The following is an 18,732-nucleotide window of genomic DNA, read 5'->3' on the forward strand; positions in this document are numbered from 1 at the left end:
GACTCCCCGTAGAGGAAGGAGACATCCATGCCGTCCCTGCACGACGCCACCCGTGGCCGCGTCCTCTTCGGAGGCGACTACAACCCCGAGCAGTGGCCCGAAGAGGTGTGGGCCGACGACGTCCGGCTGATGAAGGAGGCCGGGGTCAACTCCGCGACCGTCGGCGTCTTCTCCTGGGCGAAAATCGAACCCCGCCCCGGCGTCAGGGAGTTCGGCTGGCTGGACCGGCTGATGGACCTCCTGCACGCAGGCGGCATCGGCGTCGTCCTCGCCACCCCGACATCCTCGCCGCCACCGTGGATGGGGGCCCTGCACCCGGAGACACTGCCCCGCACCGAGGACGGCTCCGTCGTCAACTACGGCTCCCGGCAGCACTTCTGCCCCAGCTCACCGGTGTACCGGCGCTATGCGGCAGCCCTCACGGAGGACCTCGCGGCACGGTACGCCGGCCATCCCGCGCTGACCATGTGGCACATCAACAACGAGTACTGCACGCACTGCTGGTGCGACGAGACCGGCGCGCACTTCCGACGCTGGCTGGCCTCCCGGTACACCACCCCGGAGGCGCTGAACGAGGCCTGGGGCACGGCGTTCTGGAGCCAGCGCTACGACACCTGGGCGGAGATCCTGCCGCCGCGCAAGGCGCAGTACACGCGGAATCCGGCCCAGGAACTGGACTTCAAACGCTTCACCTCCGACGCCCTGATGGAGTGCTACACCGCCGAACGGGACATCGTCGCCCGGCACACCCCGCACATCCCGGTGACGACCAACTTCATGCCGCTGTGGTCGGGCCAGGACGCCTGGGCCTGGGCCGAGCAGGAGGACGTCGTCTCCGTCGACATCTACCCGGACCCGACGGACCCGCGCGCCGGACAGTACAACGCGATGCTGGCCGACATGACCCGATCGCAGGCCCGTGGGCCTTGGATGGTGATGGAACAGGCGGCCGGGTCGGTGAACTGGCGTGGCGTCAACCGTCCCAAACCCGCCGGCCTCAACCGGCTCTGGTCGCTCCAGTCGGTGGCGAGAGGTGCGGACGCACTCTGCTACTTCCAGTGGCGGCAGTCCCGGCAGGGGGCGGAGAAGTTCCACTCCGGGATGCTGAGCCACGCCGGGGAGAGCGGCCGCACCTTCGGGGAGGTCAAGCGCATCGGCGCCGAACTCGCGCTGATCGGGGCCGAGGTGACCGGCACCGTGGTCCCGGCCGAGGTCGCCGTGCTGCACGACTGGGACGCCTGGTGGTCGAGCACCCAGGAGGGCCGGCCGTCCTGTCTCGTGTCGTACCCGGAGCTGCTCCAGGCCTGGCACCGGGGGCTGTGGGACAGCGGTGTCGGCATGGAGTTCGCCCGCCCCGAGGCGGATCTGAGCGGGTACCGGTTGGTGCTCGTGCCTCAGCTCCACCTCCTCGGTGACGCGGCGATCGACAACCTCGTCGCGTATGTGCGAGGTGGCGGCACCCTCGTGTGCGGGTTCTTCACCGGAGTCGCGGACGTCGACGACCGGATCAGGCCGGGTGGCATGGACGGCAGACTGCGTGAGCTGTTCGGTATCCGTACGGTGCACGAGTGGTGGCCGCTGGACGCGGGAGCGACGGTCGCGTGCGACGGTTTCCGGGGCACGCTGTGGTCGGAGGAGCTGGAACCCGACGGCAGCGCGGAGACGGTGGCCGCCTACCGGGAGGGTGAGCTGGACGGTCTTCCCGCGGTGCTCCGCAAGGGCGGCGCGTGGTACGTCTCGACGCTGCCCGAGCCCGAGGCGCTGCGGGACCTGCTCGGCCGGGCGGCGGCCGAGGCCGGCGTACGCCCCGTGCTGGAAGGGCTGCCCTCCGGCGTCGAGGCGGTGCGGCGCGGCGAGCTGCTCTTCCTGCTGAACCACGGCCGGGCACCGGCCGTGGTGGAGCTGCCGGGTCGCCACCTCGACCTGCTCACAGGGGCCGAGGCCGACGGCGGTGTGGAGCTGGACCGCTACGGCGTCGCCGTGCTCAAAGACGTCCCGGCATGATCGACGGCACGTGGGAACCCCGTCCGGCCTCCCGCTGGGAGGACGCGTTCCTCAGCGGGAACGGCCGTCACGGGGCGATGGTGTACGGAAACCCGGCCGACGACCGGGTGATCGTCAACCACCACTTTCTGGTGCGGCCCAACGGCAGCGAGGACCTGCGTCCGCCGGAGCTCGCCGACCGGCTCCACCGCCTCCAGGACGCGCTCCTGTCCGGGGACACGACGGCCGCGGAGGACTTCGGCGCCGGCCGCCCGCTGGTGTGGGTGCAGCCCTTCCACCCGGCGTTCCGGACGTGCGTGCGCCGCGGACGGGGGCTGCAGGAGGCGGTCGCCGGATACCGGCGCGAGGTCGACTTCACGTCGGGCGAGGTGACCGCGTCGTACGAGGCCTGGCGGAGCAGCGTCTTCGTGTCACGGGCCGACGACGTGATCGTGCAGCACATCACGGACCCCGGACCGACCGCGGACGTCGTCCTGGACCACTCGCTGCCCGGCGCCCCCGCGCGCCTCGCGGTCGGCCGCTCCGCGGTCCTGACCCCGGACGGTGCGCGCCTGGCTCTGAGGGTGGGCTATCCGGACAGCGGGCTCGGGTACACGGGCGTCACCGCGGTGCGGGTGGACGGCGGCCGTGTCTTCGTGGCCGGCGAGGGCATCCGGATCGAGGGAGCGCGGAGCCTCACCCTGACGACCCGGGTCGTCAGGGGGGCCGACCGCCCCGACCCCGGGAAGCTGTGGGCGGCTCTGCCCTGCGAGGACTACGCCACGCTGCTGGAGCGCCACCGGCCGCCGCACCGGGCCGCGTACGGGCGTGCCTCCTTCACGCTGCGGGACGCGGTGCCGGAGCGGGAGCTGCCCGGCAGCGAGCTGCTGCGCAGACCGAAGTCCCCCGCGCTCCTGGAGCGGCTCTTCGCGGCGGGCCGCTACCACCTGCTGTCCTCCTCGGGGGCGCTGCCACCCCGGCTGACCGGTCTGTGGACCGGCGACTGGGACACGGCCTGGTCCGGGGCCTTCACCACGAACGCCAACCTCAACCTCCAGGTCGCCTCCGCCGCGGCAGCCGCACTCCCGGAGGTCACCGAGGCCCACGCGTCCCTCGTGCACGGGCAGTTGTCCGACTGGCAGGACAACGCCCGGGCGCTCTTCGGAGCGCGGGGCATCGTCGCACCGTCCCACACGGACGGCGCGTCGGGCCGCACACGACACTTCCAGCGCGCCTATCCGCTGCATCTGTGGACGGCGGGAGCCGACTGGCTGCTGCAGCCGCTGCTGGAACACGCCGAGGTCACGACGGGCACCCCGGACGCCGCTCTGACCGGCGCGCTCGTCGAAGCGGCGCTGTTCTACGAGGACTTCCTCAGCCGTGAGGACTTGGACGGGAACCTCGCGGTCGTGCCCTCGTACTCCCCCGAGAACCGGCCGGCCAACGCGAGCTGGGGAACGGTGAACGCGACGATGGACATCGCCGCGGCCCACCACGCCCTGACGACGGCCGCCGGACACGCCCCCGGGCACCCGTCCGCCGGACGGTGGCGGTCACTCGCGGCCCGGCTCCCGGCGTACCTCGTGAACGAGGACGGGGCGCTCGCCGAGTGGGCTTGGCCGGGCCTGCGGGAGACGTACGACCACCGCCATCTGAGCCACCTCTATCCGGTGTGGCCGCTGGACGCGATCAACCCGTACGACACCCCGGAGCTGGCCGCGGCCGCACACCGCGCCCTGGAACTGCGCGGCTCGGAGAACGACTCCGCCCACGGACATCTGCACCACGCCCTGATCGCCGCCCGGCTGCGGGATCCCGCCAGGGTGTCGGCGGCACTGGAGGCGGTGCTGGGCGGAGACTTCTTCCACGACTCGTTGATGAGCGCGCACTACCCGTCCCGGAACGTCTACAACGCGGACGCGGCCCACAGCCTGCCCGCCGCCGTGATCGAGTCGCTCGTCCAGTCGGCGCCCGGCCGCCTGGTGCTGCTGCCGGCAGTCCCGGCGGCGTACTCGGCCGGCGAACTCCTCGGCGTACGGACACGGTTCGGCTCACACCTCGACCTGCGGTGGTCGCAGGACGGTGCCACCGCCGTGCTGCGCCCCACCCGTGACGCCCAGGTCGATCTGCGTACGGGTGACAGGCACGCACTCACCGAGACCTCCGCCGGAAACCCCCGGCTCCGCTGGAGCTGACGGCCGGCGTGGACCGCGTCCTCACCCTGGGACCGCGGTAGCACTCCTCCATCCCCACATGGAAGGAACACCCCGTGGCACATTCCACCCTGACCAGGCTCCTGCTGGCCCCGACGGCAGCCGTGGCCGCGCTGATCGGCTTCGCGGCGGCTCCCGCCCACGCCGCGATCTGGACCTCGTCGGAGCAGTGGGGCAACTACACCACGTCCGACAGCTACATCCTCTACAACAACATCTGGGGCTCCGGAGCGGGCACCCAGTCCATCTGGGCCAACTCGTCGAGCAACTGGGGCGTGACGGCGAACCACCCGAACACCGGCGGCATCAAGTCGTACCCGAACGCCAAGAAGATCGTCAACAAGCCGATCACGTCGCTCTCGTCCCTGACCAGCGGCTACAACGTGACGGTCCCGTCATCCGGTGCGTACAACACGTCGTACGACATCTGGGACACGGACTACGACTACGAGGTGATGCTGTGGGTGAACCACAACGGCGCCGTCGGCCCGCTCGGCACCTCCCAGGGAACGGTCACCCTCGGCGGGCACACCTGGGCCGTCTACAAGGGTGACAACGGCGCCAACCAGGTCTTCTCGTTCCTGCGGACCTCTGACTCGACCGCCGGCACCGTCGACATCCTGCCGATCCTGAAATGGATCAAGGACACCAAGGGCTGGTGGGGCAACGAGACCATCGGTGACGTCCAGTTCGGCTACGAGATCACGTCCTCCGCCGGCGGGCTGAACTTCACGACCAACGGGTTCAACGTCTCGTCGAGCTGATCCGGACGGACGCCGGGCCGGGGGTTCCCCGGCCCGGCGTCCGCGCGCCGTGTCAGCGGGCCTCCCCGAGCGCCGCCGGGCCGCCCGTCGGCCGCTTCGGCGGTCTGCCCAGGCCCCGTCGGCACTCAGGCCGGAGCCGGTCCCGTGCTCGCGCGCACCGTGAGGACGGGCTCCAGCAGTTCCACCTGGTCGGTACCCCGGCCGGCGAGCTTCGCGACCACCTGTTCCACTGCGCGGCGCCCCATCTCCTGTGCCGGGATGGCCACGGAGGTGAGCCGCACCGAGGCCTGCGTGGCCACCTGCTCGGGGCAGACGGCCACGACGGACACGTCCTCCGGCACCGCTCGTCCCTGCTGCTGGAGCAGGTTGAGCAGAGGCTCGACCGCGGCCTCGTTCTGCACGATGAAGCCGGTCGTTCCGGGCCGTTCGTCGAAAACGCGGCCCAGTGTGCCGGCCGTCGCCGCGTACCCGCCCTCGCAGGGACGGTGCAGGATCCTCATCCCTGCCTCCTGCGCCTTCGCCCGTACGCCGTCCACGGTCCGTTCCGCGAAGCCGGTGTGCCGCTCGTAGACGGCGGCCGCCTCGCCGATCACCGCCACCTCACGGTGTCCGAGTCCGGCGAGATGCTCCACGCAGAGTGCACCGGTCGCCTCGAAGTCGAGGTCGACACAGGTCAGCCCACTGGTCTCGGCCGGCAGGCCGATCAGGACGGCGGTCCGGCCCGACTCACGGAGCAGCGGCAGCCGCTCGTCGTGCAGTTCGACGTCCATCAGGATCATCGCGTCCGCCAGAGAACTCCCCGCGATCCGCCGGACGGCCGCCGGCCCCTCCTCGCCGGTGAGCAGGAGGACGTCGTAGCCGTGCGTGCGGGCACTGGTGGCGACGGCGATGGCGATCTCCATCATCACGGGCACGTACATGTCCGTGCGCAGGGGCACCATCAGCGCGATGATGTTGGACCTGCTGCTGGCGAGGGCACGGGCGCCGGCGTTGGGGTGGTAGCCCAGCTGCTGAATACTGTGCTCGACCCGTTTTCGGGTGGAGGCGGAGATCGACCGCTTGCCGCTGAGGACGTAGCTCACCGTGCTCGCGGACACTCCGGCGTGCTGGGCGACCTCGGCAAGCGTGACCATTCGGCTTCTCCCCTACAGATGGCGACCACAAGGGAGAGCAGGTGAAGCGCTTCGACAGCGCCTGACTGCGCTCCCCTTCACACTCTGACATGCACAGACATCGTGAAGCCTAGACTCGCCCCCAAACCACTGTCCAGAGAGGAGTCGAAGCGCTTCGATTCGCGCCGAGGCAGCGGACGGGAGGGGACTCGTCATCGTATGGACTCCTGGCAGCCAGCTTCGCGCACTGCGGCCGTACGAACAACGCGGCTCCCCCCTAGGGGAGTTGGGTCGGACATCGGGCGCTGTTCGGGCCGCGGTAGCCGACAGCTCTTCACGCCGTACCGCCGGTCCCGGGAGTGTGGCCGGGGCCCAGGGCACCACTCGCGGGGTTTTCGCAAGGCAGCCGTACCGCACCCCCACCGGCTCCCCGCTGAACGCCGGAGGTGGTGGGCGCGGGGTGGACAGAGGGCAGCACCCATGTTCTTATGCTGCACGTCGCAGAATTTCCAACGTCGTACATCGGTCCGCCCACCCACGGGACCGCGCTGAACTCGCACACCACGCACCGCTCCGACGACAGAACGCGCCTCCCGTACGTACGCGCCCCGTCTTGCCACGCACCTTCGTCCGACAACGTTGTCGCCTGCGAGAAAGGCCCCGCAACCATGGTGCGCACCATCCGCAAGCTCTCCCTCATCGCCCTGGCCGCCGCCCTGCTGGCGGGCGTCGCCCCATCCTCCGCGGGAGCCGACGGCCCGGCGGCCGCCCGGGCTGTCGACGTACCGGTCCAGAGCACGGCCGAGGCGGGGAACCCTTTGGTCGAGGGCTGGTACGCCGACCCGGATGTCGCGGTCTACGACGACCGTTTCTGGATCTTCCCCACCACCTCCCGCAGGTACGCCGAACAGACCTTCATGGACGCGTTCTCCTCGACGGACATGGTGACGTGGACCAAGCACTCCAAGGTGCTGGACATCGCCGACGTCTCCTGGGCCAAGTACGCTCTCTGGGCCCCCGCTCCGGTCTTCCGCGACGGCAAGTACTACCTCTACTTCGCGGCCAACGACATCCAGAACGACTCCGAGCACGGCGGGATCGGCGTCGCCGTCGCCGACCGCCCGGAGGGCCCGTACAAGGACGCCATCGGCGGCCCGCTGATCTCCCGGTTCCACAACGGTGCCCAGCCGATCGACCAGGACGTCTTCATCGACGACGACGGCCAGGCGTACATGTACTACGGCGGATGGGGCCACGCGAACGTCGTCAAGCTCAACCCGGACATGACCAGCCTCGACACCTTCCCCGACGGATCGACCTACAAGGAGATCACCCGGGAGAACCACGTCGAGGGCTCCTTCATGTTCAAGCGCGGCGGCACGTACTACATGATGTGGTCCGAGGGCGGCTGGACCGGCCCCGACTACTCGGTGTCGTACGCCATGTCGGACTCCCCGACCGGCCCGTTCAGGAAGATCGACCAGGTGCTGGCACAGGACTCGGCCGTCGCCCGCGGCTCCGGGCACAACTCGGTCGTCAACGTGCCGGGCACCGACATCTGGTACATCGTCTACCACCGCCGCCCGCTGAGCGAGACCGATGGCAACCACCGGACCCTGGCCTACGACCGGATCCACTTCAACGAGGACGGCACGATCCGTCCGGTCACCATGAAGGTCAAGGACAACTTCGACGACGGCAACGCGGTCGGCTGGCGCACGTACGGTGGCGCCGGCTGGACTCCCGAGCGCGGAGCGTACTCCACCATGTCCTCCTCCCGTGGTCTCTCGCTGCAGGACACCGACTTCTCGGACCTGGTCTACGAGGCCGACGTGACCCTGCGGCACAGCCGGAGCACATCCGGCCTCGCCTTCCGTGTCTCGCGACCGGGCACGGGCACCGAGGGCTTCCACGGCTATTACGCCGACCTGACCGCCAAGGGCCTGGTCCTCGGCAAGGCGACGGGCGACGAACGGACACAGCTGGCGACGGCCCGGCTGACGGGGGCGGTCGGCACGACCCACCGGGTGAAGGTCGAGGCCGTAGGGCCGTCCCTCAAGGTCTACGTCGACGACATGGCCGTGCCGAAGATCAGCACGACGGACTCGGCCTTCGCTACCGGGGCCAACGGCCTGCACACCGCCCCGTTGCCGCCGAAAGCCGGCACCGCGGCAGCACCGGGCAGGCCGTCCGCCCGCTTCGACAACGTCTCGATCCGCTCCAACGTGTTCAGCTTCGAGGCGTCCGACGCCCCCAACCAGTTCATCCGGCACGCGTGGAGCCGTGGCCGGGTCGACCCCGACGTCACGCCGTACGCCGACATGCAGTGGAAGGTCGTCCCCGGTCTGGCGGACCCGTCGGCCGCGTCACTCGAGTCGGTCAACTTCCCCGGATCCTTCCTGCGGCAGCGGGACGGAGAGGTGTGGATCGACACGCGCACGGATGACGCCGACTTCCGCGTGGACGCCACATGGCGACGCGTACCCGGTCTCTCCGACCGGACCCTGACCTCGTTCGAGTCCTACAGCACACCCGGCAGTTACCTGCGGCACCGGGACGCGCTGCTGTACAGCGAGCGCGTCAGCGCTGCGGATCGGCCGGACGCGACCTTCAGGCCCTGGTGAGACGGTGAGCCGGCGACCTGGTGACCTGGTGACCTGGTGACCTGGTGACCTGGTGAGACGGTCCGGCCGGACACACCGATCGAGGTTCGGCGCATCCGCCGGTCAGACGGTGAGGAACCCGCAGGCCCGCCGCCGCACCGGCTTCCGCGTCCCAGCCGGGGGCGGCGGGGCCGACGGCCGCCACCCGGCCGACACCGACCTCGCCGTCGCCGTCGATCGGCGCGTCGATCTCCCCGAACGCGGGCCGGCTCCCCTCCGAGACAGGTATACGCCGGACTGCGGCGAGGGTCTTCCCGGGTCACGGCTGTGGCGAGCACGGGCAGCCCCTGCACTCGCGAACCCGTCCTTTGACGACGACTTCAGGATCCCGGAATACCAACGTCCTTACAGATGGCAGCCCGAGCAGGCTCAGCAACTCCTCGCGGACCTCGAAGTAGCTCTCCTGAGAGGTGACCGAGAACCCTGTTTCCTCGGCTCACTGGTGCTCGTCAAGGACAGTCGCACCGCAGGCACCAGAACCTGCGGCCCGCTTCCCTGGCCCCGCCTCGTGGAGAGTGGCGGCGGCCTTTGACAGCGGCCTGCCACGGACGCATTGCGAAAACCGCAACACACGTACCGACCAGCTGTCGACTGACTCCCTCTCGCCCCGCACCCAGCGCCCAGCCGCCTTCGCGCCGAGACCACCAGCCAGGCCTCCCAACCGCCCCAGTGCGCTGTGTCGTCGGCCCGGCGTGGCGCCTGTCACCGCCTCGGTCGGCCATCGAATGCGGCACCCTGCCCGCCCCACGGTGTGAGCGCGTGGTCGGCGATTCCACGCTCGTCGATACACGAGACGCCGCAATCTCGTCCTCGCGACGTTTCTGACACCAACCCAGTGCCCGCTCACCGCCGGTAACGCCAGATCTGCCGCAGCCGCAGAGTCTCCGTGGCCCGGTGTGCCTCAAGCTGCGTTTCCGGGACAGGCTTAGCGCTTGGGCCGCAGCGGTTCTCCGCAGCCGCCTGTAACCCACACCACTCGCCTCACCAGGCGAGTCGGGCACACCTACGCGGGCAGGGCGGGGAAGACCACCACCGAACCGTCCCTGTTGCGGGCGATCTCGATCGTCACATCCGTGGCGCGGCTGTTGACCGTCACGTTTTCGTCCAGCCGGTTGATCCGGTGTGCCGCACGCATCAGGCGATCAACTTCACCGGGCGTGAAGACGGGCCGCAATCCGTTCGGGCGAGCCAACTCGAGCGCCGACAGGCGTAGCAGAACCTCGGCGATGCCCGACTCCAGTTCGTCGAGGCGCTGCTGGTCCCGCTTGAGTTCACGCGTGAAGCTCTCAAACAGATTGCCAGGGTTGTTCTGCGCATGCTCGACCGCTTGCAGAACGACGACTCGCCGCTTCAACGCAATCGCCAGCGAAGCGAGTTCGAGGTGGGCACGGAATTCGCCACCCTGGTCGTCGATGCCGGGGAACGACTTGGTCAGTGTGCCGAGCTCGACGGCCTCGCCATCGGGCAGCGCATCAAGGGTGTTCTGCCACCGGGTGAGGCGGCGACCGGCCTTGCCCAGTGCCGTGTCGATGGCATACACCGCCGAGTCCAGCCCCAGCGACACACCGAGCTTGCCCTGGTCGAGCAGGATCGCGGTGGCCTTTTCGATGGCGCCTCGGCAGCCGTCGAGGGCACTGTGCTCGTCTTCGAGCTTCTCCTCGTGCAGTCGCTCCAGCAGTTCCGTGATGTGTTCGATGGCCTGCTGACGCTGCTGGTCGGCATGCGCACTCACCCCCACCGCCACGGCCATGAGTACGAGCGGCGCGGCCACGGTGAGCGCCGCACCGCCGACGGCCGTGACGCCGGCCGTAGCACCGGCTCCACCGGCTGCGCCCGCTGCCGCCGCCTTACCGACCGGCACGTACGTCGCGTGGGCGACGATGCGGCCCATGGGATCCACGAGCGGACCACGGACGCCACCGACCACCGCCTTCGATGCCATCCGGCGGACCATGCCCTGGCCGACCTGGGCTGCGACCTTCGCCGGAATCACGATGCGATACAGGTTCTCGCCCGCGGCGGTCGCCGTGGCCGCAGCGGAGGAGTTCCGTGCTGTCTGCGTGACGAGCTGCGACAGGTGCTGTGCCAAGGGACTCACAGCGTCGAGCGGGAGGCCTCGGCTGCGGTCAAGCTCGTCGGGCAGCGGATGTGCCTCGAGAGTGGCGATCGGCTCGTCTGCCAGGACGGCCAGCACGCCGCGCAACTCACCCAGGCGCTCAGCTGTCATCGGCCTGTCCCCGACCACGGCGGGCACCCGGACGTCACCGGTCGCGAGCGTCCACACCGGAACAGCTGCTGCCTTGCGGTAGTCAATCATCGTCTCCCCTTGCGTTCCCTCAACAGCCTACGGCTGGCATACGGCTGGGGTGGTCGATTCCCGTCCTCGCGGATCACGGCGCCCGGCCAGCACTGGCCACTCCTCGGGCCAGGTCACAACCTGGACGGCTTCACCGCACCCTCGCAGTCCCAGCCACACCGTCACCGCGTCCGGACCGAGGAGTTGCAGGAGATCCTGGCCTGGTCCGCTTCGCTGCTGACGGGTGAGGAGCCGGACGACATGGACGGGGCGAAGGAATCCCTGGCCGGTTACCGCTCCACGATGCGCGGCGTACGGCCCGAGACGTCCGCGCACGCGGCCGAGGCCGAGGAGACCGCGGCACTGGTGTCCCGGGTGGAGAAGTGGATCGCCTCGGGGGTGGAGGCGGAACACATCGGTATAGCGGTGCGGTTCGTCCAGTTCGGCCGGGACATCGCGGGGGCCCTGGAACGGGCCGGGATCGCGGCATGTGTGCTGGGCGCCGGTCGTAGCGGACCAGGGGTGCGGATCGGGACCATGCACCGGATGAAGGGGCTGGACTTCCGCTGCGTGACAGTGGCCGGGGTGAACGACGGCACGGTGCCGGTGAAGGCCGCGGTCGCTCCGGTGGATGTCCACGCGCAGCAGCACCAAGACGGTGTGAACAGCGAGTTGAGCCTGATGTTCGTGGCGTGCACGCAGGCGCGGGAGGCACTTCGGGTGTCCTGGCACGGCGATCCAGGTCCGTTCCTGGCCCCGGTCACCGGCCCGTGCCCGTAGCGCCGAGCGAGTCCGACCTGCGGGAGGCCCCGGGAGTCCCCTGAGCCCCACGTGCGCGACGGACGCGGGACGTCAGAGAGCGCCGGGGTCCTCGTCCGGCATGCGCCGGGCCTCCGCGAGGGCAGCCGTGTGCGCGAACCACTCCAGCACCGCGCAGATCTCCTCGCTGTGCGCGGCGAAGACCTCCACGGGGAAGGACGGACGCAGATCGAGCTTGGCCTCTGCCAGATCGATGCCCTCGATGTCGTTCAGCCGGGTCATCAACTCGCGCCGCAGCGGCTCGTCGTCGAACGGGGGGCGCCGCTTGAGATACTGGAAGACGACTTCGACCGTCCCGGAGACCGGGTAGATCCCCAGTGGCCACAGAGTTCGGGTGTCGGTCGTGCCGCCGAACCGCGCCAGGGGGAAGCAGCTGGTCTCACTCGCCCGGCCGTAGGCGAGGTGGCCGCCCTGTCGTTCCCAGAAGCGGAGCGCGCCCAGAACGCTTTCGGCGGTTTCCTTGGTCTGGTTGTCACGCAGTTGCGCTTCGAACCGGTCGGCCGCCGACAGCTGCTCGACTTCGGTCTGTGGGACCGGCACGGCCTCCTCGGCGGTTTCCTTGCCGAGCAGGGCCGCCAGATCGCCCGTCGTCAGCCGGTGGGAGCGGCGGGCCCGGCCCGCGTCGTCGAAGGGAACGCCCTCCGCCTCCAGGCAGGTTCGCGCACCTTCGTGCTCCTGACCGTCGGGCCACCGGAAGCCCACCGAGACGCGGCCGTCCGCCGTCAGCACCCGGTAGGCGCCGTGCAGGCCGGCCTTGGACGCCAGGTGCTGGCCCACCGGGACGGCATGGGTGCCGATGAGCGCCGCAACATCGCCATACGTCGTCCATGTACCCGCCGGCATGGCAAGAAGTGCGGCCCGCAGCTCCTTCCAGCCGGACCACTCGTCGTCCCCGGGGACCGTTCCGGAGACGGGGCCGGGCCACAGCCGCACCGCCCGGTCGGCCAGGCGGGCGGCGCGGTCGAGGATCTCCGCCCTCCCCCACCGCTCCCGCCCGGCGATCTCCTGGTTCATGCGCAGGGCACTGGAGTCCAGGATCTCCTGCTTGCGGCGGAACGGATGGTTCGAGAGCTTGGCGTTGTCCCCGGAGAGGGTCAGGTTGCCCAGTGTGTGGACGAGCAGGGCATGGAGCTCGTCCGGGCCCTGTCCGTCCTCGGCCTCTTCGGCGAGCAGGTCGAACCATTGCTGGGCGGGGTTCTGCGGCAGTACGTGCTCGACGGTGAGACGCGCTTTGGCGTAGTCGACCGGCTCGCTCCCCCCGTAGCTCTCCTCCAGCCTGCGCAGTACCTGGAGCCGCTGGTTGCTGCGGCCCGCCTTGTAGAAGGGCCGGGTGCGGATCGCTTCGCGGACGGCGTCGTCGTCAGGCCAGACGCGCGCGCCCGCCTTGTTCTTCGACAGGATGCGGCGTACGGCCTCCGCCGGGTCCTCGTCCTTCTCCAGTTCCCTGGGCATCTCCATGAAGACCCGGTTGCTGCCTGTGGTGGAGTAGCCCGCGAAGAGCCGTCGCACCATGTAGCTCTCGGCGTACGCCAGTGCCCGGGCGGCCTGATGGGTTGTGGCCTGTCCACCGTCCACCCGGTCGAGCAGCTGAAGCGCCAGCGGGTAGTGGGTCTGGCCGCCCCAGCGTGACAGTCTTTCCAACACCCCGCGCAACTCCGGGTCAGGCTCCCGTTCGGGCTCCAGGATCCGCATCAGGCGTCCGGCCCGCCGTGAGAGGGACTCGATCTCGGCTTCGAGGGCCGCTTCGTCCGCGCTCAGGGGTTCCAGGCGCTTCTTCTGGTCGCGGTAGATCTCGCTCTGTTTGGCCCGGCTGTTGCCGGCCACGACCAGGTCGAGCCAGACCAGGAGTTCGAGGTTGGCCGGACCGAGCAGTTCCTGCATGGGCAGCCAACGGTTGCGGTAGACCGACTCGCCACGGGTCGGCAGACACATGAAGAGGTAGTTGCGCAGCAGGTCGCTCTGGCTGAGTCCGACACCGGTGTTGTTGATCGACTCAAAGATCCGGTAGACGTTGTCGCCCTCGGCCGCGGTGATCTCGACGATCGACAGCAGGCCGCTCAGTACGGTCTCCACCGCGTCCGTCCACGCCTCACCGCCGCTCGCCTCGCCCTCGGTCAGCGCGGCGACGAAGAACCGGTAGGCGGCGCCCACATTGCCGGGACCGCCTGCCTTGGGTGAGCTCTCGACACATGCCGTGAAGGCATCCCGGTCCGCCTGCGTCGGCAGGAGCCGGTAGTGGTCGTCACCGTTGCGGTACTTGTTGACGAGCACCAGGTCATGGATGCGGTCGGCCTGCCGTTCCGCGCCGCCGCGTTCCCGGTGGCGGTCGCGCAGCGCGGTGAAGGCGAGCATGAGGGTGGTGAGCCGCTGCTGGCCGTCGACGACGAGCCAGCGCTGCATGCCGCCGGCGGTGATCCGGCCCGGTGCCAGTACGACGGAGCCGAGGAAGTGCGCTGCGGGAGCCCGCCCTTCCAACTGCTCCTCGACCAGCTCTTGCACGTCGTCCCAGAGCTGCTGCAACTGCTCACGCTGCCAGCTGTAGGTGCGCTGGTAGAGCGGCACCTGATACTGCTTCTCCCCCTGGACGAGCTCTTTGAACGTGGTCTCCTGAGCGTGCACGCGTGCTTCTCCCCTGGGTGTCTTCGACCTGCTGCCCATCTTCCACGATCAGAGGTGCGCACGGGAGTAACCGGACGATCTCGCCGCCGTCAGCAACTGGCGGCGACGAGCAGGTTGCGGTAGTCACGCCAGGTACCGACCGCCCTCGTTTTCGCCCTCCAGGAACGGTCGGTCCTAGAAACACTCGACCGCCCGCGAGGCCATCATCGATCCGGGCGGCGTCTCGTCTGGTGTGGCCGGAAGTCGCTCCTACAGTGACGACGCATGTGCTCCTACCCGAGGAACGACAGCCGGACCTGGCGGTCCGCATTGTCGCGATTCGTGTCGACCAGGCAGACCGACTGCCAGGTCCCCAGCTCCAGTCGGCCGCCGATCACCGGCAGCGTGGCGTGGGGCGGGACCAGGGCGGGGAGCACGTGGTCGCGGCCGTGGCCGGGGCTGCCGTGGCGGTGTTGCCAGCGGTCGTCTGCGGGGAGCAGGTGATGGAGGGCGGCCAGGAGGTCGTCGTCGCTGCCGGCGCCGGTCTCCAGTACCGCGATACCGGCCGTGGCATGCGGGACGAAGACGTTGAGCAGGCCGTCGCGGCGGGGGGCGGTGCGGGTGAGGAACTCCTCGCAGGCGCGCGTCAGGTCCGTGACCGTCTCGGCCGTACCCGTGGTGATGTTCAGGACCGTGGTGGTGAAGGAATCGGACATGCCCCCATCATCACCTCACCGGGGTGAGATGAGGCGTCCCCGCTCCGAGACGCCCTTGGCCCGTGTCCCGACCGGATGACGGCGTTCAGCGCCATGCTCCGATCAGCTCTGCTCGCTTCGCGCGCGCCTCCGTCCGGCGGTCGCGGCGGTTGCGGGCCGCTCCGCGGTGGGCGCGGCGTGCCGTGGGGCCGTTGCTGTTGCTCGTGTTGTGGCGGGTCTTCAGCGCCACGGGGGTGCTCGATCCCGATGTGCTCGCCTCGCCCGGGACCATCGCCCGCACCGGTGCCGATCTCATGATCGGGGCGTCCAACGAGCAGTCGGGCTTCGAGGCGCCGTGCTGACGCCGACCGGTACCTGGTGCGAGGGCGCTCGGGAAGATCCCGGCCGCCCGACGAGTTAGTAGAAGCGTGAACATTTCTGGGGTGCGCGAGCTGGACGTGGTCGTCGTCGGCGCGGGTCAGGCGGGGCTGTCCGCCGCCTACCATCTGCGCCGCGTCGGGCTGAAGCCGGACGACGCCTTCGTCGTGCTGGACCACGCGCCCCGGCCCGGCGGCGCGTGGCAGTTCCGCTGGCCCTCGCTGACGTACGGCAAGGTCCACGGGATGCACGCGCTGCCGGGCATGGAGCTGACCGGGGCCGACCCCGACCGGCCCTCCTCGGAGGTGATCGGCGCGTACTTCGCAGCGTACGAGGACCGCTTCGGCCTGCGGGTCCACCGGCCCGTGGAGGTGAGCTCCGTACGGGAGGGGAACGGCGGGCGGCTGCTGGTGGAGACGTCCGAGGGGACGTACGCGACACGGGCTCTGATCAACGCCACCGGCACCTGGGACCGGCCGTTCTGGCCGCGCTATCCGGGCCAGGAGACGTTCCGGGGGCGGCAGTTGCACACGGCGAACTACCCGGGGCCCGAGGAGTTCACGGGACAGCGCGTCCTCGTGGTCGGGGGTGGCGCCTCCGGTACGCAGCATCTGATGGAGATCGCCGAGTTCGCCGCCGAGACTTTCTGGGTGACCCGCAGTGAACCGGTCTTCCGCGAGGGACCGTTCACCGAGGAGTGGGGGCGGGCGGCCGTGGCGATGGTGGAGGAGCGGGTACGCAACGGACTGCCGCCGAAAAGCGTGGTCAGCGTCACCGGGCTGCCGCTGAACGATGCCGTGCGCCGGGCCCGGGAGCAGGGGGTGCTGGACCGGCTGCCCATGTTCGACCGGATCACGCCGACCGGGGTGGCCTGGGACGACGGCCGTGTCGTCGAGACCGACGTGATCCTCTGGGCGACCGGGTTCCGGCCCGCCGTGGACCACCTGGCTCCGCTGAAGCTGCGCGAGCCGGGTGGTGGCATCCGGGCCGAGGGCACCCGTGCCGTACGGGACGGGCGCGTCCATCTCGTCGGGTACGGCCCTTCCGCCAGCACCATCGGCGCGAACCGTGCGGGTCGCGCGGCGGTCCGGTCGGTCATGCGGCTGTTGAAGGAGCCGGGGGGCGTGCGGGCCGGCGGGGAAGCGGGGGCGGGCGTCGCCGTGCCGGTTCCCGCCGCCTGATCCCTTCCGTCTTCCCGCCGCCCTCGCGCAGCCTTCCCTCCGTCGGCAGATGCGGTCAGTCCGTCGCGGCGGAGCCGGTCAGCTCGTGGTGGCGGAGCCGCGGCTGCGGTTGAACTCCTCTACGTTCTTCTGCTGCTCGTCGTAGCTGTCGGTGAACCGGGTGTCGCCGGGGCCGACCGTGACGAAGTAGAGCCAGGGGCCGGGCGTGGGGCGGACGGCGGCGCGCAGCGCCTCCTCGCCCGGGTTGCCGATGGGCGTCGGCGGCAGGCCCTTGATCCGGTAGCTGTTGTACGGGCTGTCCAGCTGGGTGTCGGCGGTCGTCGTGTCCAGGGTGGAGCGCTTGAGGGCGTAGTTGATGGTGGAGTCCATCTGGAGCGGCATGTCCTTGAGCAGCCGGTTGTAGACGACCCGGGCCACCTTGCCCATGTCCGCCGGGGTGTCGGCCTCGGCCTGGACGATGCTGGCGATGGTGACCGTGTCGTAGACGGAGACGTTGTTGCGCTGGGCCCCGGCCGTGACATGGTCCGCGGCGAAGTGCTTGCGGGCGGTGTCGGCCATGTAGCGCAGCAGGCCCGCGGGCTCGGTCGTGTCGTCGATCGGATACGTGGCCGGGAAGAGATACCCCTCGGGGTTGCCCTCGGCCTGGGCCGGCAGCTTCAGATCCACCGTCGACGCGGCCTTGCGTGTGCTGCCGGGCTTCAGGCCGAGCGCCTCGTCGACTGCTTCGTACACCTGCGAGACGCGACGGCCTTCGGGGATCATCAGCGTGCTCCGCGGGCTCTCCTGCTTCTTCGGCGGCTCGTCCGATCCGGTCAGGGACAGCGGGATCAGGACCGCGGCCGACACGACGAGCAGGGCGCCGACGACCAGGACGATCTTTCCGCGACGGGTCGGGCGGAGTCTGCGACGGGGGCGGGCGTCCGGGGACTCGTTCACCATGCGGGCACGTTAACCCGGGGTACGAGCCACGGCCGGTAGCCCGACCACGGCGTCGGCCCCGGCGACACGAACGCCGTACGGCGCGTCCGGAACACCTGTAGCCGGAACACACGAACAAGGGATCGGGTGTTCGCTGGAACGCGTGATCGTCAGGGGATTCGTTGCTCTTCACTCGTCCGGGGCGTGATGATTGCAGAGCGCAGTCAACGGGCTGCAGACCGCTACTGCGCTGTCCCACAGATGCACCACGTACAAGGAGAAAGACCAGATGAACTTCCTGACCAACCTGCTGGCCGGCGTCGTCCACTTCGTGGGTTGGCTCGTCTGACCATTGCTCCACCCGGCGCCGTCGCTCCCCGTCCCACGGGAGCGGCGGCGCCGCCGTGTGTGGTGTGTGCGTCGAGTGTTCGGAGCCGGTCGGCTCAGCCGTTCGTCGCGGTGGGTCCGGTGAAGGGCGGCAGCCCGGCGAACTCGGGCGCGACCGTCACCGCCGCCGCGAGGGTGTCGAGCGTCCGGCGGACCCGGGTGAGCGGATGGTCCGGGAACTCGGCGTCCCACTGGACATGGTCCGCCGCGTGGAAGGGCAGCCCACCCTGGACCTCGGGGGCATAGGGGTGCGGCCGGAAGTACTGGTCGGGGCCGAGCCTGGCCATCACCACGGCTTCCCGCATGCCCGTCATGCCGCGCTCCGCCGCCTGGACCTTCACCACGGTGCTGCATCCGGCGCGCGGCACCGTGAAGCTGCCGATGAACGCCTGACCGCTGGGCTGGTTCGGCAACGGTAGTTTGAGTATCTGCCGCAGGGCGGGCAGTTCACCCAGGCGCTTCACCGATGCTTCGATGAGTCCGCCGCCCGCCCGTGCGGTGAAGTGGGTCAGGCCGTGCCGCAGAGCCGGGCCGTCGTCCAGCGCGGCCGGCAGGTCCGGTGGCAGGTGGAAGAGATGCAGCGACAGCACATCACCGTGGTCGTTCAGCCAGGTGTCGGTGTCGACGGGGCGGTATCCGGGGAGTTCCACCCCGAGGAGAGCTCTCATGCGCGGCGATCATGCCGTACGCGGGCCGTGGCGGTGGCGTCAGGGGCGGTCTGATCG

The 18,732-nt window shown here is 70.0% G+C and carries 12 protein-coding genes and 2 pseudogenes; 8 read left to right on the forward strand and 6 right to left on the reverse strand.

The features are described 5' to 3' along the window. The first annotated feature begins 27 nt into the window (after nt 1-27). The 3 genes and pseudogenes from CCZ36_RS02740 to CCZ36_RS02750 all read left to right on the forward strand — a co-directional run bounded on the left by CCZ36_RS02740 (nt 28) and on the right by CCZ36_RS02750 (nt 4,960). The gene (locus tag CCZ36_RS02740) at nt 28-2,004 is read left to right on the forward strand and encodes a beta-galactosidase (protein WP_128816965.1); all 1,977 of its coding nucleotides are present in this window, start codon (nt 28-30) and stop codon (nt 2,002-2,004) included. Further along, nucleotides 2,001-4,219 (forward strand): annotated as a pseudogene (locus CCZ36_RS02745) (glycosyl hydrolase family 95 catalytic domain-containing protein). The gene CCZ36_RS02740 and the pseudogene CCZ36_RS02745 overlap by 4 nt, the downstream one beginning before the upstream one ends. Before the next feature lie 33 nt (nt 4,220-4,252). Beyond that, nucleotides 4,253-4,960, forward strand: coding sequence for a GH12 family glycosyl hydrolase domain-containing protein (locus CCZ36_RS02750; protein WP_069736187.1), 708 nt, complete (start codon nt 4,253-4,255; stop codon nt 4,958-4,960). Nucleotides 4,961-5,085: 125 nt separating this feature from the next. Here the strand turns inward: CCZ36_RS02750 and CCZ36_RS02755 are convergent, their stop codons facing one another. Then, entirely contained in the window at nt 5,086-6,093 is a 1,008-nt protein-coding gene (locus tag CCZ36_RS02755) for a LacI family DNA-binding transcriptional regulator (protein WP_069736186.1), read from the reverse strand. Between the two features lie 647 nt (nt 6,094-6,740). On the opposite strand from CCZ36_RS02755, the gene CCZ36_RS02760 reads away from it, so the two are divergent. Together CCZ36_RS02760 and CCZ36_RS35490 are read left to right on the forward strand one after the other, a co-directional pair. After that, complete coding sequence (locus CCZ36_RS02760; RefSeq protein ID WP_128816966.1) at nt 6,741-8,696, forward strand: family 43 glycosylhydrolase; 1,956 nt, start codon at nt 6,741-6,743, stop codon at nt 8,694-8,696. A 109-nt stretch (nt 8,697-8,805) separates the two neighbouring features. Continuing rightward, complete coding sequence (locus CCZ36_RS35490; RefSeq protein WP_237302588.1) at nt 8,806-9,267, forward strand: GmrSD restriction endonuclease domain-containing protein; 462 nt, start codon at nt 8,806-8,808, stop codon at nt 9,265-9,267. 471 nt (nt 9,268-9,738) lie between these two features. On the opposite strand, the gene CCZ36_RS02770 is transcribed toward CCZ36_RS35490, so the two are convergent. Then, nucleotides 9,739-11,052, reverse strand: a complete 1,314-nt coding sequence (locus CCZ36_RS02770; RefSeq protein WP_128816967.1) for a hypothetical protein — start codon at nt 11,050-11,052, stop codon at nt 9,739-9,741. A gap of 9 nt (nt 11,053-11,061) precedes the next feature. Here CCZ36_RS02770 and CCZ36_RS02775 point away from each other — a divergent pair, with 9 nt between their 5' ends. After that, nucleotides 11,062-11,811, forward strand: a complete 750-nt coding sequence (locus tag CCZ36_RS02775) for a 3'-5' exonuclease (RefSeq protein ID WP_128816968.1) — start codon at nt 11,062-11,064, stop codon at nt 11,809-11,811. 72 nt (nt 11,812-11,883) lie between these two features. On the opposite strand, the gene CCZ36_RS02780 is transcribed toward CCZ36_RS02775, so the two are convergent. Together CCZ36_RS02780 and CCZ36_RS02785 are read right to left on the reverse strand one after the other, a co-directional pair. Then, the gene (locus CCZ36_RS02780; RefSeq protein ID WP_128816969.1) at nt 11,884-14,469 is read right to left on the reverse strand and encodes a GmrSD restriction endonuclease domain-containing protein; all 2,586 of its coding nucleotides are present in this window, start codon (nt 14,467-14,469) and stop codon (nt 11,884-11,886) included. Between the two features lie 272 nt (nt 14,470-14,741). Further along, nucleotides 14,742-15,164, reverse strand: coding sequence for a YjbQ family protein (locus CCZ36_RS02785; RefSeq protein ID WP_069736185.1), 423 nt, complete (start codon nt 15,162-15,164; stop codon nt 14,742-14,744). A gap of 101 nt (nt 15,165-15,265) precedes the next feature. On the opposite strand from CCZ36_RS02785, the pseudogene CCZ36_RS02790 reads away from it, so the two are divergent. Then, nucleotides 15,266-15,460: pseudogene (locus CCZ36_RS02790) on the forward strand (ABC transporter permease); the annotation flags it as partial. Nucleotides 15,461-15,571: 111 nt separating this feature from the next. Continuing rightward, nucleotides 15,572-16,702, forward strand: a complete 1,131-nt coding sequence (locus tag CCZ36_RS02795) for an NAD(P)-binding domain-containing protein (RefSeq protein WP_206515707.1) — start codon at nt 15,572-15,574, stop codon at nt 16,700-16,702. A 78-nt stretch (nt 16,703-16,780) separates the two neighbouring features. On the opposite strand, the gene mltG is transcribed toward CCZ36_RS02795, so the two are convergent. Both mltG and CCZ36_RS02805 read right to left on the reverse strand, forming a co-directional pair. Further along, entirely contained in the window at nt 16,781-17,641 is an 861-nt protein-coding gene (gene mltG, locus CCZ36_RS02800) for an endolytic transglycosylase MltG (RefSeq protein ID WP_069736183.1), read from the reverse strand. Between the two features lie 422 nt (nt 17,642-18,063). After that, nucleotides 18,064-18,675 (reverse strand): hypothetical protein, encoded by a 612-nt coding sequence (locus CCZ36_RS02805; RefSeq protein ID WP_069736182.1) that lies wholly within the window; start codon nt 18,673-18,675, stop codon nt 18,064-18,066. Nucleotides 18,676-18,732: the final 57 nt, after the last annotated feature.

The organism is Streptomyces sp. S063 (assembly GCF_002832675.1).
Lineage (GTDB): Bacteria > Actinomycetota > Actinomycetes > Streptomycetales > Streptomycetaceae > Streptomyces > Streptomyces sindenensis.

Bases quoted from the DNA above. Each gene is read 5' to 3' on its own strand.
- CCZ36_RS02740 (WP_128816965.1), top strand. From the start codon at position 28: ATGCCGTCCCTGCACGACGCCACCCGTGGCCGCGTCCTCTTCGGAGGC.
- CCZ36_RS02755 (WP_069736186.1), bottom strand. From the start codon at position 6,093: ATGGTCACGCTTGCCGAGGTCGCCCAGCACGCCGGAGTGTCCGCGAGC.
- CCZ36_RS02760 (WP_128816966.1), top strand. From the start codon at position 6,741: ATGGTGCGCACCATCCGCAAGCTCTCCCTCATCGCCCTGGCCGCCGCC.
- CCZ36_RS02770 (WP_128816967.1), bottom strand. From the start codon at position 11,052: ATGATTGACTACCGCAAGGCAGCAGCTGTTCCGGTGTGGACGCTCGCG.
- CCZ36_RS02785 (WP_069736185.1), bottom strand. From the start codon at position 15,164: ATGTCCGATTCCTTCACCACCACGGTCCTGAACATCACCACGGGTACG.
- mltG (WP_069736183.1), bottom strand. From the start codon at position 17,641: ATGGTGAACGAGTCCCCGGACGCCCGCCCCCGTCGCAGACTCCGCCCG.
- CCZ36_RS02805 (WP_069736182.1), bottom strand. From the start codon at position 18,675: ATGAGAGCTCTCCTCGGGGTGGAACTCCCCGGATACCGCCCCGTCGAC.